The sequence below is a fragment of the Chlorogloeopsis sp. ULAP01 genome, assembly GCF_030381805.1.
In the GTDB taxonomy this organism is placed as follows: domain Bacteria; phylum Cyanobacteriota; class Cyanobacteriia; order Cyanobacteriales; family Nostocaceae; genus Chlorogloeopsis.
In genome coordinates this window covers 204,974-220,233 of record NZ_JAUDRH010000004.1, presented here as the reverse complement: position 1 = coordinate 220,233, position 15,260 = coordinate 204,974, and the positions used below count along the sequence as shown (strand labels likewise).

At 43.9% G+C, this 15,260-nt stretch carries 12 protein-coding genes; 9 read left to right on the top strand and 3 right to left on the bottom strand.

Annotated elements, in window-relative coordinates:
• The first annotated feature begins 135 nt into the window (after window positions 1–135).
• The 5 genes from carB to mutT all read left to right on the top strand — a co-directional run bounded on the left by carB (window position 136) and on the right by mutT (window position 7,034).
• The gene (carB, locus tag QUB80_RS09575; protein ID WP_289789270.1) at window positions 136–3,405 is read left to right on the top strand and encodes a carbamoyl-phosphate synthase large subunit; all 3,270 of its coding nucleotides are present in this window, start codon (window positions 136–138) and stop codon (window positions 3,403–3,405) included.
• A gap of 799 nt (window positions 3,406–4,204) precedes the next feature.
• Entirely contained in the window at window positions 4,205–5,161 is a 957-nt protein-coding gene (locus QUB80_RS09570; RefSeq protein ID WP_289789269.1) for an RNA polymerase sigma factor, RpoD/SigA family, read from the top strand.
• A 425-nt stretch (window positions 5,162–5,586) separates the two neighbouring features.
• Entirely contained in the window at window positions 5,587–5,931 is a 345-nt protein-coding gene (locus QUB80_RS09565) for a DUF760 domain-containing protein (RefSeq protein WP_289789268.1), read from the top strand.
• A 417-nt stretch (window positions 5,932–6,348) separates the two neighbouring features.
• Window positions 6,349–6,534, top strand: a complete 186-nt coding sequence (locus QUB80_RS09560; RefSeq protein WP_289789267.1) for a hypothetical protein — start codon at window positions 6,349–6,351, stop codon at window positions 6,532–6,534.
• Window positions 6,535–6,617: 83 nt separating this feature from the next.
• Window positions 6,618–7,034, top strand: coding sequence for an 8-oxo-dGTP diphosphatase MutT (gene mutT, locus QUB80_RS09555; RefSeq protein ID WP_289789266.1), 417 nt, complete (start codon window positions 6,618–6,620; stop codon window positions 7,032–7,034).
• A 22-nt stretch (window positions 7,035–7,056) separates the two neighbouring features.
• On the opposite strand, the gene QUB80_RS09550 is transcribed toward mutT, so the two are convergent.
• Window positions 7,057–8,247 (bottom strand): histidine kinase, encoded by a 1,191-nt coding sequence (locus QUB80_RS09550; RefSeq protein ID WP_289789265.1) that lies wholly within the window; start codon window positions 8,245–8,247, stop codon window positions 7,057–7,059.
• 413 nt (window positions 8,248–8,660) lie between these two features.
• Here QUB80_RS09550 and QUB80_RS09545 point away from each other — a divergent pair, with 413 nt between their 5' ends.
• The gene (locus QUB80_RS09545; protein WP_289789264.1) at window positions 8,661–10,076 is read left to right on the top strand and encodes an S-layer homology domain-containing protein; all 1,416 of its coding nucleotides are present in this window, start codon (window positions 8,661–8,663) and stop codon (window positions 10,074–10,076) included.
• A gap of 256 nt (window positions 10,077–10,332) precedes the next feature.
• Window positions 10,333–11,367: an SGNH/GDSL hydrolase family protein gene (locus QUB80_RS09540; RefSeq protein ID WP_289789263.1), complete on the top strand. Its 1,035-nt coding sequence runs from the start codon at window positions 10,333–10,335 to the stop codon at window positions 11,365–11,367.
• Between the two features lie 126 nt (window positions 11,368–11,493).
• On the opposite strand, the gene QUB80_RS09535 is transcribed toward QUB80_RS09540, so the two are convergent.
• Window positions 11,494–12,270, bottom strand: a complete 777-nt coding sequence (locus QUB80_RS09535) for a class II aldolase/adducin family protein (RefSeq protein WP_289789262.1) — start codon at window positions 12,268–12,270, stop codon at window positions 11,494–11,496.
• A gap of 597 nt (window positions 12,271–12,867) precedes the next feature.
• On the opposite strand from QUB80_RS09535, the gene QUB80_RS09530 reads away from it, so the two are divergent.
• A complete protein-coding gene (locus QUB80_RS09530) occupies window positions 12,868–13,332 on the top strand; it encodes a CBS domain-containing protein (protein ID WP_289789261.1) in 465 nt (154 codons plus the stop codon).
• A gap of 532 nt (window positions 13,333–13,864) precedes the next feature.
• Window positions 13,865–14,530, top strand: coding sequence for a phycobilisome degradation protein NblB (gene nblB / locus QUB80_RS09525; protein ID WP_289789260.1), 666 nt, complete (start codon window positions 13,865–13,867; stop codon window positions 14,528–14,530).
• Here nblB and QUB80_RS09520 read toward each other — a convergent pair.
• A complete protein-coding gene (locus QUB80_RS09520) occupies window positions 14,523–15,254 on the bottom strand; it encodes a Crp/Fnr family transcriptional regulator (RefSeq protein ID WP_289789259.1) in 732 nt (243 codons plus the stop codon). The two genes, nblB and QUB80_RS09520, sit on opposite strands and share 8 nt — an antisense overlap.
• Window positions 15,255–15,260 lie beyond the last annotated feature (6 nt).

Below are 15,260 nucleotides of genomic sequence, written 5' to 3'. Positions count from 1 at the left end.
CCGATATCAAGTATCCTGATCCTTGTCTGTTCTCTGCAAACAGTTACAGAAAAGTTGATAATAAACAGCATTAGTGGTGGGTAAAGACCTTTAAAATAATCAGGATTTGTATTCTCTTACTCCAAAGCGACAACTATGCCCCGCCGTGACGACATTAAAAAAATTCTCCTACTAGGATCTGGCCCTATAGTGATTGGGCAAGCCTGTGAGTTTGACTATTCTGGCACCCAAGCCTGCAAGGCATTGCGAGAAGAAAACTACGAAGTGGTACTAGTCAACTCCAATCCTGCAACAATCATGACCGATCCGGAAACAGCCGATCGCACTTATATTGAACCTCTAACACCAGAATTAGTCGAAAAAGTTATCGCCAAAGAACGCCCCGACGCTCTCCTGCCAACAATGGGAGGACAAACCGCCCTCAACATTGCTGTAGCTTTATCAAAAAATGGAGTGCTAGAAAAATACAACGTTGAGCTGATTGGCGCCAAGTTACCAGCAATTGAAAAAGCTGAAGACAGAAAACTGTTTAACGAAGCGATGGCAAAAATTGGGGTGAAGGTATGCCCTAGTGGTACGGCTTCATCATCAGAAGAAGCAAAGGCGATCGCCCGGCGCATCGGCACTTATCCTTTAATTATTCGTCCCGCCTTTACAATGGGCGGTACTGGTGGCGGTATTGCTTATAACGAAGAAGAATTTGCCGAAATGGCACAAACAGGTTTAGATGCTTCGCCTGTATCGCAAATTCTCATCGATCAATCTTTGTTGGGATGGAAAGAATACGAACTCGAAGTCATGCGTGATTTGGCAGATAACGTAGTGATTATCTGCTCAATTGAGAATCTTGATCCGATGGGTATCCACACCGGAGATTCAATTACCGTTGCTCCAGCTCAAACCCTTACTGATAAAGAATACCAGCGCTTGCGGGACATGGCAATCAAAATTATCCGCGAGATTGGTGTAGAAACTGGTGGTTCCAATATCCAGTTTGCCGTCAATCCTGTGAATGGGGAAGTAGTTGTAATTGAGATGAATCCCCGCGTGTCTCGCAGTTCGGCTTTAGCATCGAAAGCGACTGGTTTCCCGATCGCGAAGATGGCGGCAAAATTAGCAGTCGGTTATACCTTGGATGAAATTAACAATGACATCACCAAGAAAACACCCGCTTCTTTTGAACCGACAATTGATTATGTAGTCACTAAAGTTCCCCGCTTTGCCTTTGAAAAGTTCCCCGGTGCCGAGCCTGTGCTGACAACACAAATGAAATCAGTCGGCGAAGCAATGGCAATGGGACGCACATTTAATGAGTCTTTTCAAAAAGCACTGCGTTCTTTAGAAACTGGGCGGGCTGGTTGGGGATGCGATGCCAAAGAAAAACTTCCCAGTGGTGAGCAAATTCGCGCCCAACTACGGACACCAAATCCAGAACGGATTTTCGCTGTGCGTCATGCCATGCAGTTAGGGATGAGTATTGAAGAAATCTACGAATTAACTGGTATCGACCCGTGGTTTCTCGATAAAATGCAGGAACTGCTGGAGATGGAGAAATTTCTTAAGCGCACACCCCTGCGGCAGTTGACAAAAGAGCAAATGTATGGAGTGAAGCGGCAAGGATTTAGCGATCGCCAAATTGCCTATGCCACCAAAACTAGTGAAGATGAAGTTCGAGCCTACCGTAAACAATTAGGTGTTATCCCCGTTTACAAAACAGTGGATACCTGCGCAGCAGAATTTGAGGCGTTTACTCCCTACTACTATTCCACCTACGAAGAAGAAACAGAGGTTATACCCACTGATAAACCCAAGGTGATGATTTTGGGTGGTGGCCCCAACCGGATCGGCCAAGGAATAGAATTTGACTATTGTTGCTGTCATGCTGCCTTTGCCCTCAAAAAAGCGGGCTATGAAACCATCATGGTTAACTCCAACCCCGAAACTGTGTCAACAGATTATGACACGAGCGATCGGCTTTATTTTGAACCGCTAACAAAAGAAGATGTACTCAACATCATCGAAGCGGAAAACCCGGTGGGAGTAATCGTGCAGTTTGGGGGACAAACACCGTTGAAGTTGGCAGTACCAATCGAGCGATATTTGCATTCCCAGGCAGCAACAGAGGCTAATGTCAGCACTTGCATTTGGGGAACTTCTCCTGATTCTATTGATATTGCCGAAGACAGAGAGCGGTTTGAGAAAGTTCTGAAAGAATTAAATATTGCTCAACCTCCGAATGGCATTGCCCGTACTTACGAGGATGCACTGATTGTAGCCAAACGTATCGGTTACCCGGTGGTGGTGCGTCCCAGTTACGTATTGGGAGGGCGGGCTATGGAAATAGTCTACTCTGATACAGAATTGGAACGCTACATGACCTTTGCCGTGCAGGTTGAACCAGAACATCCGATTTTGATTGATAAGTTTCTAGAAAATGCCATTGAAGTGGATGTAGATGCGATCGCCGATCAAACCGGGCGCGTTGTGATTGGCGGCATTATGGAACACATCGAACAAGCAGGCATCCACTCCGGAGACTCGGCTTGTTCTCTACCTTCAATTTCTCTGCCACCAGGAATTCTCAATCAAATTCGCCAGTGGACAGTGCAACTAGCACAGGCATTGAACGTGGTAGGACTGATGAATATTCAGTTTGCCGTTGTTGGTACTCAAGGTTATTCTCCCCAAGTTTACATCTTGGAAGCCAATCCCCGTGCCTCTCGCACCGTACCCTTTGTTTCTAAAGCCACTGGTGTACCTCTAGCGAAGTTGGCATCCTTAATTATGTCAGGCAAGACTTTGGAGGAACTTGGCTTCACCCAAGAAGTCATACCATCCCATATTGCTGTTAAAGAAGCAGTGTTGCCATTTAATAAATTTCCCGGTACCGATACTATCCTCGGCCCAGAGATGCGCTCTACTGGTGAAGTGATGGGTATAGACAGCGATTTTGGACGCGCCTTTGCCAAAGCAGAATTAGGCGCAGGCGAACGTTTACCTTTAAGTGGCACGGTATTTGTGTCAATGAACGATCGCAATAAGGCTGCCGCAGTGCCTGTAGTCAAAGAATTTCTCGATTTGGGCTTTGCTGTGATGGCAACTGATGGTACACGCCGTGTTCTCCAAGAACATGGGCTGAAAGTGGAGTTAGTACTCAAACTCCATGAAGGACGTCCCCACGTTCTAGACGCGATTAAAAATCACAAAATCCAACTTATTATCAACACCCCTTCTGGAGAAGAAGCCCAAACTGATGCCAGACTCATCCGCCGTACAGCCTTAGGTTACAAAATCCCCATCATCACTACCATTGCCGGAGCAAAAGCCACCGTCGCCGCTATCCGTTCCCTGCAAAATACTACTTTGGATGTCAAAGTTATCCAAGAATACTGCATGGTTCGTTAGGTAGAAGGCAGCTATGCAGAGGGCAGAGAGCAGCGCGCCCTTGGAGCCAGTGCGCCCTTGCGGAGCCAGTGCGGTGGACGGGTTCCCCGGCATAAAGCACCTGGCGTCGGGTTAAGCGCGTCGAGTGCGACTGCCCAGAGGCAGAAGGAACTTGGGATAGGGAACAGGGGACGGAGTTGAGGGAGATGAGGAAGTGATAAGAGAGTAAATATCTTCCCCATCTTCTCTATCCCCCTCATCTGTTCCTCCCCCACAGCCCCCAACCCCAGAGGGGAATCCCTTGAAAGCACTCCTCCCCTCTCTCCGTATTAATTACAAGCATCAGGAAAAATTTAACAAGCATTATAAAAAGATTATTATCGTTATCATTGAGTTTTGTTAAGAAAGATTAGAAAATTTTCTAAGCGCTGCTAGAGTGATGGAATAAAGATGCGAATTATATTCTCAAAAATACAGGGTTAAAGGAAACTGCCAAAAATAAAAATTTCTATCTGCTTTGTAGTCAAAAATTTATCATAAATGTTACACTTGTTTACGATGTCAAATTAAAAGACATGTTCGACAAGCTACTTTTTATCTAACTATAGATACTTGTACAAAGAAAAAAGAAATGTAATTTTTAGCAGTTAAGAACAAACTTGGATTTTTACAAAGCGCTGAATTTATCAAGTGCATATCAAGTGCATAATTTACAAGTTCAAGAACGGGTTCCCAGCCTGACTGGGTAGGTACCCATCAAAACCTATCTACATCGTTAACTACCCAACTGTTAAACCCAAAATTACTAAAGAGTAGTGCCATGAAGACCGCTCAGACAGCTACAGACCTTGTGCGGACTTACCTGCGTGAGATTGGCCGTGTGCCACTCCTAACCCATGAGGAAGAAATTTTCTATGGCAAACAGGTGCAACGTTCAACAGCTTTATATGAAGTGAGGGAATCTCTTGCTAGCCTGTTAGGCCGTCAACCAACTTTAGAAGAGTGGGCAAAAGCAACGAAGTTAGAAGCAGCAGAATTAAATGAAGTGATCGCCGAAGGTGAAATTGCCAAGCGTAAGATGGTTGAAGCTAATTTGCGGTTAGTCGTGTCGGTTGCCAAAAAATACATCAAGCGCAACGTTGATTTGCTCGACTTGATTCAAGAAGGTAGTATTGGGATGCAGAGGGGTGTAGAAAAGTTTGACCCTACCAAAGGTTATAGATTTTCCACTTATGCTTATTGGTGGATACGGCAAGCAATTACTCGCGCGATCGCCGAGAAAGGACGCACGATTCGCCTACCAATTCACATCACCGAAAAACTTAACAAGATAAAAAAAGCACAACGTCAGCTATCTCAAAGATTAGGACGTGCCGCTACAGTTTCTGAGTTAGCACAAGAATTAGAATTAACTCCCAAGCAAGTGCGAGAGTACTTAGAGCAAGCACGTGTTCCTTTATCCCTAGATATACGGTTAGGAGATAACTACGATACTGAACTCGGAGAAATGTTAGAAGACACAGCAGCTTCTCCAGAAGAGTTTGTGACTCAATCTTCTTTATCAACTGACATAGAGCGTTTAATGGCAGAACTCACCCCACAGCAAAGGGAAGTAATATCTCTGCGCTTTGGCTTAACTGATGGCAAAGCACTGACTTTAGCTAAAATCGGCGAGATGCTGAATATTAGTCGTGAAAGAGTGCGGCAAATCGAGCGAGAAGCCTTAAGCAAACTCCGCAAGTCAAAATCTGACATGGGAGAGTATTTAGCGAGTTAGTTGATAGATAGTGGTTAGTAGTTAGTGGGAAACAACGTAGTGGAAGAGTGGGAGAGGAGCCAGTACGTTGATCTTCCAGAGTTGTAGAACCTAGAACCACTAACTACTGTACGGGAGGCAGCGCGCCCTTGCGGGTTAAGCGCGTCGAGTGCGACTGCCGTGCGGGTTTAGAAGATAAATTATCAGTTTGAACAGCAAGATTATCAATAAAACCCGCCCCTACTAACCACTAACTAATGAGGTGATACTTTCCGGCTCATCTTGTACGGTTACAACGACTGCCAATCGGAAAATAGCCTGTTACATTAGTTTCCAAGAACACATGATAGTAAATTCCTATATTGAATAGAGTATAAAAACTTAGTAAATTATACCTATTCAAACAAATTTGAGTGTTACTGGTCGATATAACAGGAGGAAAAGACGTGAGTAACCCATCCAATCGAGTTTCAGAATTTTTTAACAGTGAGTCAGAGGCTAGCAGCCCGTTATGGCAATATGTTAAATCTCTAACTCCAGAGACTATCAGCCAGCTTTCCAAACCTGGTTCTTCAGAAGTCCTTCAGGTGATGGAACGTAATATCATCGGACTATTAGGAAATCTATCTTCCGAACACTTTGATGTTACCATTACTACCAGCCGGGAAAACCTTGGTCGCTTGTTAGCATCAGCTATGATTAGCGGTTACTTTTTGCGCAACGCTGAACAGAGAATGAATTTTGAATTAGCATTGCAAGGAATGGAACCTAATAACAAAGAAAATGAATAACAATTAGAAATTAGCTATATAGATAGAGATTTTAGATTGTTTGGTTCCTACTTTTATGCCAACTATACCTAATAAATTCACTCTTCCTCTGTTTGTGCTAAATCTCTTACAGTTTTACTTAACCTGCATAGGGGTAATCATATATCCCCTATGTTGAATAATCTAGAATTTAATATTCAAATTTTTGCTTCATACTTGTTTTCAGTAGTTTATTCTGAATAAAGCATGGACAATCCTAAAAATCTGAAAGTGATTTAATAAAATTTATAAATAATAAAAATTTTTTATAAAATGTAATAAAATACAAACTCGGCAGGCTATTGTCGAGTTTTTCTATTTAGCATCAAAGTCAACTACTAACTACTGTACGGGAGGCAGCGCGTTGCGCTTAACCCGCAAGGGCGCTTACGCTCCTTTATGGCGGGAAACCGCTTATCCACTACCAACGGATACGCCGTACCTACGGAAGCTGCTCCGCATCTACCGCGTCTACGTGTCTACACCAGTCACCTGCGGCGGAGGACAGTCCGTTGCCAAGAGAAGCGCCGTGCGGGGGTTCCCCCCAACCCCACTCCGTGGGGGCCCCAAAGCCCCCCGTTGTAGGAACTGTCCGTTGGAAACCCGCCAAGAGCACTGCTTCACCACCGCACTGGCTCCCCTACTATCTACTAACCAACAGCTTTTCTATGAACGAAACTACTTCCCTCCCACCTCATAAAATTATCGGTGTTGCTGTAATTTGGAACGAGCAGAGGCAAATTTTAATTGATCGGCGTCTTCCAAAGGGAGTAATGGGTGGTTTGTGGGAATTTCCTGGAGGGAAAATCGAACCTGGTGAAACAATCAAAGATTGTATTCAACGAGAAATATATGAAGAATTAGGAATAGTGATAGAAGTAGGTGAGCATCTAATCACTATTGACCATACCTATACACACCTAAGAGTTACCCTCACAGTACATAATTGCCGTCATATTACGGGCATTCCGCAACCAATTGAATGCGATGAAGTTCGTTGGGTAAGTTTAGATGAACTAGAGCAGTTTGCTTTTCCGGAAGCAAACGTTGACATTATTAAAGCTTTACGGGAAGCTTTTATGTAAATTTTTACAGCCTACCTATTATTTAACTTGGATACACTGGTAACGTAAAGTGAAACCATGCTCCACCATTAGGGGCAGTATCTACCCAAATTTGACCATAATGGGCGCGGACTATACGCTGGCATAAACATAAGCCTATCCCGTAGCCTTCTTGAGCTTCATCTCGTTCTAAACGGAAATGATTTTCAAAGATGCGATCGCGATTTTCTTCGGGAATGCCGGGGCCTGAATCGCCAATACTGAACTGAACTTTTTGCGTAGTGCGATGCAGTCCCGCCACACTAATAGTACCACCCAGGGGTGTATACTTAATCGCGTTATCCAGCAGATTCATCAAAACTTGGCGGATACGTTCTGGATCGGCATAAACACAAGGCAAATCTTTGGGAATATCTTTTTCAATTTTCAAAGATTTGATCGTGTAGCGATCGCGTAATTCCTCAATCATTTCAAAACAGAGTTGACCGAGATCTGTTTTTTGCGGTTGAATGGGGAATTCTCTTTCGTTGTTACGACCTACTTGTAATAGATCAGTAATCATACGGTCAATGAGCCGAGTTTGGTTGCGTCCTTGTTTAAACAAGTGCGCAGCCATAGTCGGTGTGAGTCGATCAAACTTGCCTTTTTCTTGATTGTAGTTAGATTGCAGAGTATCTATGGCGATCGCAATCGCAGTTAATGGATTGCGTAAGTCGTGGGCTAACATTGCTATTACCCGGTCTTTGAACTGTAGTTGCTCTTCTAGTTGCTCTTTTTCCTGTTTCAAGCGAAAAATTTCATCAGATAATCGAATCAGTTCAGCAGAAACAGCAACCGAACGAATAGAGGATTTCGGTGATGGTGGTAGGCGCCCATTATCTTCCAAGTTATCCTGCAATCCATTCTGTAATTTTACGTAAGCATCTACTGCGGCTTGCCATCGTGGCCACCAGCTTTTTAGTTGAGCAACTATGTTACTACCAGCTAGAATATGTCTGGGTTCTGGGTGAATCTTGATTAAAGCTGGTGTTGCTACCAGTTTAAAATGTTCTGCCAGATAGGGTTGTTGCCCGACGTCAATAATTTGAAGTTCAAACTTATAGTCAGCCTCTAATTCTTTTAAGTAAGCACGAATTCGCTGCACTTGTTGCCGTGACTTTGGTCGCCCATCGACAAACAGTAACAATTGCAGTGGAGCCTCAGAATAAATAGGCTGATCCTGGGAAGCTTGCATGTAATCGTGTTTTAGCACTGGTAACAAACCGACGACGCTTGGGATGAAAGTAAATTGAACTGGCGTTTGTCGATAGCAATGATCCTTATTGTTTTCAATTTAATATCTATTTTAGATTTTTCATACGCCTATCCCATACAGGTTTTTGAGCAGAGATATAATTTTTTGAGCTTTGCCTGCCCTTTTGGCGAATTTCTGTTTCTGGCAAACCTTTTACGACCGGAATCTCAGTCGCAATCTTCGCGCCGATTGCAATCTTTCGTCAAGGGCAGATGAAAGTTTTTATACCGACTATAACTCAACTAGTACAGTAAAGGATCAATTTTAATTGATCGGGGATGAAGTTAATAGTGACTGCCTTTAGTTGCCTGGATGCGCTAGGGTAGGAATCGACACTCGATTTGTGATTTACCGTGCTGCACTCTAACCCTTTGGCTGTGTCAATCAGCTTGGCAGTTTTACTCACTTCGTTAACAGCCTGTTCCAACAGTCAAATCGCCAAGAATCTAGAACAGTCTTTGGCGGCAGACTCAAGGTTGAAAGACAATCCCGTAATTTTTGGTGGCAATCAAACAGGCGATCGCCCAACTCAACAAAACAACTCAGCAGTACAGTTACCAACTGATTTTCCTAAAGAAATCCCCCTTTATCCCAACGCCCAATTACAGGAAGTTATTCCTAGTAGTGATACAGAAAACCGAGTATCAACACGTTGGTTAAGCTCAGATCCAATCAATTTCATCGCCAGCTACTACCGCAACCAGTTTCAGACAAATAACTGGCAAATTGTGCAACAGCCAACCGATGAACAGGGAGGCTCTTTTGAAGCACGGCACAATGATTTACAGCTAAAAGTAACAATTGTGCCTAAACCCGTGACTAGCGCAGCACCTAACCAACCACAAACAGCTACCGAATTACTAATTGAGTATCAACCAAGTACTACAACCACAGCACAAACTGGTCAAAGTACTAATAACATAGTTCCTCAGCCGAGTGACTCGCAGTTTGTAGGGCCTGTACAACCAAACAACTCAGTATCACAGCCAGTTAGCACACCTAACACCACAAATAACACTATAGGTGCATCTGGAACAAGTCCGCAGGAATTTAGCGACCTGAATAAGGTGCCACAAGAATTGCGGAAATACATTCAAGATTTGGCAGCTTTGGGTGTTTTGTCTCTAGAATCCAATGCTACCAAAAGCAACTCCAACAACACAACTAACCAGTTTGCACCAAATCAAGCCATTACCCACCGCGAATACGCTCGTTGGCTAGTAGCTGCTAATAATGCCATGCATCCCAACAATCCGTCTAAACAGATTCGTTTAGCATCGGAAAGTGCTCAACCAGCCTTTAGTGATGTACCACCAACAGATCCTGATTTTTCAGCTATTCAAGGATTGGCGGAAGCTGGTTTGATTCCTAGTCCTTTATCTGGTGATTCTACCCAAGTTTTGTTTCGTCCTGATGCACCGTTAACACGAGAGCAGTTGATTTTATGGAAAGTGCCTCTAGATACTCGCCAAGCATTGCCCACTGCTAACTTAGATGCGGTAAAACAAACTTGGGGCTTTCAAGATGTCGGCAAAATTGACTCCAAAGCGTTACGAGCTGTGCTGGCAGATTTCCAGAATGGCGAACAATCAAATATTCGACGGGTATTTGGCTATACGACACTGTTTCAACCTAAAAAGCCAGTGACTCGTGCTGAAGCAGCTGCGGCGCTATGGTATTTTGGCACTCAAGGTGAGGGAATGTCGGCCACTGATGCTTTGAAATTACAGCGATCGCCACAACCTACTTCACAACCACAATCCCAGTAGATGGGCAATTCTCAAGCTTCTAATTGGAACACCTTTATCGTTTCTTTATAAAAAACTGCTTAATTATAAAAAATCAATCAAGATAAATGCTCTGTGGAACTTTACTCTCTTTTATATAAGAGAATACAGAGTTAATTTGTGTTTATTTACGCAATAGTAAAGTTGTCAAGTTTATTTTGATATCAAAAATACTTAAGTATAATCGCCTGCGCAGCACTTGTCTTTTCTAACAACTAAGAAGCAGGGACTAATTGACATGAAAATAAAACTGGTAGCGGCGGGATTGTTTCTTTTGTCTTTGCTGTCGCCGCTTAAGACTGCGGCTGCAAATACAGATCCTGAAAAAATTTACATATTCGGTGATAGTCTTTCTGATGCGGGTAATCTCTACAACGCTACAAAGTTTCAAGCACCTCCAAGTCCTCCTTACTTTGAAGGACGTTTTTCCAATGGGAAAGTGTGGGTGGAATATCTTGGAGAGCGGTTGGGGCTAAAACCAGTTTTATTCACCAATTTGCAAAATTCTACTCCATCCGATGGTATTAATTATGCATTTGGTGGTGCGGGTTCTGGTCTGTTTAATACCTTATTTGACCCTAAAGAACTATTGCCAGGAGCATTAGCGCAAGTAAACTTATTTACAGAAAATCAACAAGCCGATCCAAACGCACTTTATATCGTATGGGCAGGTGGGAATGATTATCTGTTTGGTAATGTCACTGATGTTAAGCAACCAATTGCGAATATATCAGCTGCGATCGCACTACTTGCCGTATCGGGCGCCAAAAATATAATTGTCCCTAACTTGCCAGATTTGGGCAAGATTCCTTTTACATCAAGAACAGAAAATGCCAGCCTGCTAACAGCTTTAACTAAAAAACATAACCAAGCATTGGCGGAAGCTTTACAGAAACTGAGTATAATTCCTGGCATTAAAATTATTCCGCTAGATATTGAGTCTCTATTTAATAGAGTGCAGGCTGCCCCCAGTGAATTTGGCTTAAATTTAACCAATGTCACTGATGCTTGTTTAGTAGGCAGCTTGCAGGATGTAGTACAAGGTAATTTTAGTGTGTGTCCCAACCCAGACAATTATTTATTTTGGGACGGCGTACATCCCACGACAGTCGTGCATAATGTCATAGCAGAAACGGCACTCTCCGCACTTGATATTGAGTACGTACCCAAACCTTGGGTGACACTCAAAGATTGGAACTTGGAGCTTTTAAGTAGTAAAAGTGTTCGAGTCGATATCGCCCAAATCCCAGAAGAGTCGGGCTATAAGAACTAAGCCTACCTGCGCGGGCTATAGGTGTCCGATTGGGGGCGTACCACCCGCTACAAATGGAACAAACAACCTTACCTTCTGCCTCCAGCATAGCTGCCTTCTGCCTTATTTCATAAAAGATAAACGATATTACTCCAGCAAGTCGGGTTCTTGACGCACAATCATCTCATACAGTGGTTGAAAACTAAACCATCCCATATAGTGCGAACCGACTTGGCTATGTGCCAAACTAGCATATTGGTGTTTGATGGGAATAGGCTTACCAGCAGCCTCTGCCAGTAATTGAGCTTGACAGGTGCGCTCCATTGTGATAAACCACCATGCAGCTTCATCAACCGAATGACCGACAGTGAGCAAGCCGTGATTTTTAAGAATAATGGCTTTATTATCACCTAGAGTTTTGGCAATACGCCTGCCTTCTTCTGGTTGCAGAACTACACCCGTATAATCATCAAATAGGCTGTGGTTTTCATAAAAAGAACAAGCATCTTGGGTGAGAGGATCAAGTAGGCGACCAAGACTAGACCAGCTTTTACCGTAAAGTGAGTGAGCATGAGCTGCCGCTACAACATCAGGACGAGCCATATGCACTTGGGAGTGAATCGCAAAAGCTGCTTGGTTAATTGGGCGATCGCCTTCAATCACGTCACCTTGATGATTCACCAAAATTAAATCGCTCACTCGAATTAAACTAAAGTGCATACCAAAGGAGTTAACCCAGAAGCAATCAGGGTATTCTGGATCGCGAGCGGTAATATGTCCTGCCACACCTTCACTAAATCCAAAGCGAGAAAATAGTCGAAATGCTGCTGCCAAACGTTGTTTGCGATGCAGGCGTTCTTCTTCTGGCGAAGTAAAGGAGGGGGGTTCAGGCAGATTTGGCTTATTAAGAGATATAGCTTGCATGATGAGAATTTAAGATAATTGAGTTAAAAATTTAAAGATTTTTTTGCTTAGTATACTTAATTTGAAATTGCAATCACTTTTTAAATTAATTGATGAGTTGGTTATGTACCACTTTGCCAGCAAACTAGAAACAGAAATTAACAACACTTACTGCAAAATCTGTAGCTTGGAGTTATAGTCTCCTCTGGTTTCAACCAGTTTTTTTAAGGAAGACTGACTTAGTATACTTATTTCTATCTTTTCTTCTAAAGATTTAGCCTTAAGACATTGGATGAAATCAAGCACTTCCACTCAAAGAAATTTTTGAGCTTGTTCAATCTCTGTTTTGCAGAAAGTATTTTATACTTATTTTTATTTTATTGTACTGATTTAAAAAATAATTATTCGTTCAATATTTTACTAATCCAACACCACTAACAATAACTAACAGACATTTTTAATTAGTCAGGTTAGTGTGATCGCATTGCCAGTGGATTGAGTTTTACGAAGTTAGATCTAAAGCTACATAAGTAACAATCTATTTCACCCCATCAAGTTAAGACCTGTGATTTTCTACAATAAATCCAGAGTCATTGATAAAAGGTATCACTAAAGCCCATGCCTAGAACCGTTGCCGACGTGATGAGCCGCAATCCAATTGTTGTCCGCCCAGAAACTCCTCTTCAAGAAGCCATCCAAATTTTGGCAGAACGACGCATTAGTGGGCTACCTGTTGTAGATGATGCCAGAAAACTGGTAGGTATTATCTCGGAGACAGATTTGATGTGGCAAGAAACTGGTGTCACTCCTCCGGCTTACATTATGTTTCTTGATAGTGTCATCTATTTAAAGAATCCTGCCACTTACGAACGTGACTTACACAAGGCTCTGGGACAAACTGTAGGGGAAGTGATGAGTAAAAACCCGATTACTATTTCCCCTGACAAACCTCTAAAAGAAGCCGCAAAAATCATTAGCGATCGCAAAGTTCACCGCTTACCGGTACTTGACAGCGAGGGCCAAGTTATTGGTATTCTCACCCGTGGTGACATTATTCGGGCAATGGCAGCAAGCCAAGATTAGTTATTGGTTAGTAGGGGCGGGTTTTGTTGATAATCTTGCCGTTCAAACGGATAATTTATCTTCTAAACCTGCACGGCAGTCGCTACAACGCCCTTATCCCGACGCCAGGTGACGCCAGTCGCTACAACGCGGGGAACCCGCGCAACGCGCTGGCTCCTTTATGCCGGGGAACCCGTCCCACCCTCCGGGTACCCAAAGGGAACGCCAAGGGCGTACAGCAGTCCCCCAACCCTTACGGGAAGCCTTACCCTTCGGGAACGTCTTCGACGAACAGGTTCAGGGGTTCGCAATCGTGACGGGAACCGCCAAGACTGCGACCCCCTCACCGCTTTGCGTCTACGCCGGGAACCGCCAAGACGGGGGCTGCTTCACCGCACTGGCTCCGCAAGGGCGCGCTGCCTCCCGTACAGTGGTTAGTGGTTGGTAGTTCTCTCCCCAGCTTCCCCATCTCCCACTCTCCCCCTCCCCTTGTCCCCGTGTCCTCTTTAATACGCGGTTCATGACGACTATTTTAAAAAAAGAGAGATAAAAAATGAGTGTTACTCCTGATTCTGTAAAGCAATTGCTAAGTTCTGAGGATTTGGGTGATCGCTTGCGAGCAGTAAATCAAATCCGTCAACTGGAACCAACAATTGGCTTTGAATTGATACAAAACGCTATTAATGACAGCAATTCCCGTGTGCGATACTCGGCAGTGAGTCAGTTTGATACTTTGGGCGGACAGGATTTAGATTTATCTTTGAATGTGTTGCGCGATCGCTTGCTCAACGATCCGGAACCCGACGTGCAAGCCGCAGCCGCAGACTGTTTGGGCGCTCTGAAGCTAGATGCAGCTTTTGAAGATTTACAAAACCTTTATCAAACCAGCAATGAATGGATCGTCAAGTTCAGTATCATCGCGGCTTTGGGAGAGTTGGGCGATCCGCGCTCTTTTGATTTACTTAGACAAGCACTTTCTTCAGATAATGAGTTAGTACAAACTGCTGCTATTAGCTCCTTTGGAGAATTAGGAAATACACAAGCAGTTCCGCTCTTAACTCCCTATGCCAACAATCCAGATTGGCAAGTTCGTTATAGAGTGGTGCAAGCCCTTGCTAGTTTGGGAGGTACAGAAGCGAATTCGGTATTGCAAACTCTGGCTAATGATGAAGTAGAAGCTGTTGCGTCTGAAGCGAAGAGAGCTTTGCAATCTAGCTAAAAGCTGAATTACCACCCAGCAAGCGCTCGAACTCTCGTTTAACGATCACATAACACTCACAGGAGGTTGACTCCAAACCTTCTGTGTCAAGAATAGTCATCTTGCCATACTTGTAGCTGATGAATCCTGCCCTCGCAATAGTAGTGGCAACTTCACTCACACTTGCGCGACGCACCCCTAGCATTTGTGCTAGAAACTCTTGGGTGAGAGGAAATTGATCTGCTCCCACTCGATCGCGAGTCATCAACATCCACCGGCAAAACCGCTGTTCAATGGAGTGCAGGCGGTTGCAAGCAGAAGATTGAGCGATTAGATTAAATAGCGCTTGCGTGTAGAGTTGCAGCAATTTGTAAAGCGGGCTACCTGGAGTCACTTCACGTTGAAATACATCCGCCCTCATCCTCATGCCTTCACCAGGAATTTGTTGAATAGCCTCACCGGGAATTGAGTTGGCTCCCAGAAATACAGGCAAACCCACCATCCCTTCATTACCCACCGTACCTACTTCCACTGCATCACCACTTTCCACTAAAGAGAGCAGAGAACCGACGCCACTGTTGAGGAAATAGACATATTGGATCGGTTCGTTAGGTGCGTAGAGGATTTGTTTTAAATCTAGAGAGACTAACTCCATGTAAGGCAGGAGGCGTTCGTATTCCTCTGGGGGCAGAGCAGCCAACAGCTGATTTTTAATTGAATTACGGGGGTTTTGGGACGCGGACATAAAGAG

Bases quoted from the DNA above. Each gene is read 5' to 3' on its own strand.
- QUB80_RS09540 (WP_289789263.1), top strand. From the start codon at position 10,333: ATGAAAATAAAACTGGTAGCGGCGGGATTGTTTCTTTTGTCTTTGCTG.
- QUB80_RS09535 (WP_289789262.1), bottom strand. From the start codon at position 12,270: ATGCAAGCTATATCTCTTAATAAGCCAAATCTGCCTGAACCCCCCTCC.
- nblB (WP_289789260.1), top strand. From the start codon at position 13,865: ATGAGTGTTACTCCTGATTCTGTAAAGCAATTGCTAAGTTCTGAGGAT.
- mutT (WP_289789266.1), top strand. From the start codon at position 6,618: ATGAACGAAACTACTTCCCTCCCACCTCATAAAATTATCGGTGTTGCT.
- QUB80_RS09570 (WP_289789269.1), top strand. From the start codon at position 4,205: ATGAAGACCGCTCAGACAGCTACAGACCTTGTGCGGACTTACCTGCGT.
- QUB80_RS09560 (WP_289789267.1), top strand. From the start codon at position 6,349: ATGGCGGGAAACCGCTTATCCACTACCAACGGATACGCCGTACCTACG.
- QUB80_RS09520 (WP_289789259.1), bottom strand. From the start codon at position 15,254: ATGTCCGCGTCCCAAAACCCCCGTAATTCAATTAAAAATCAGCTGTTG.
- QUB80_RS09530 (WP_289789261.1), top strand. From the start codon at position 12,868: ATGCCTAGAACCGTTGCCGACGTGATGAGCCGCAATCCAATTGTTGTC.
- QUB80_RS09550 (WP_289789265.1), bottom strand. From the start codon at position 8,247: ATGCAAGCTTCCCAGGATCAGCCTATTTATTCTGAGGCTCCACTGCAA.
- carB (WP_289789270.1), top strand. From the start codon at position 136: ATGCCCCGCCGTGACGACATTAAAAAAATTCTCCTACTAGGATCTGGC.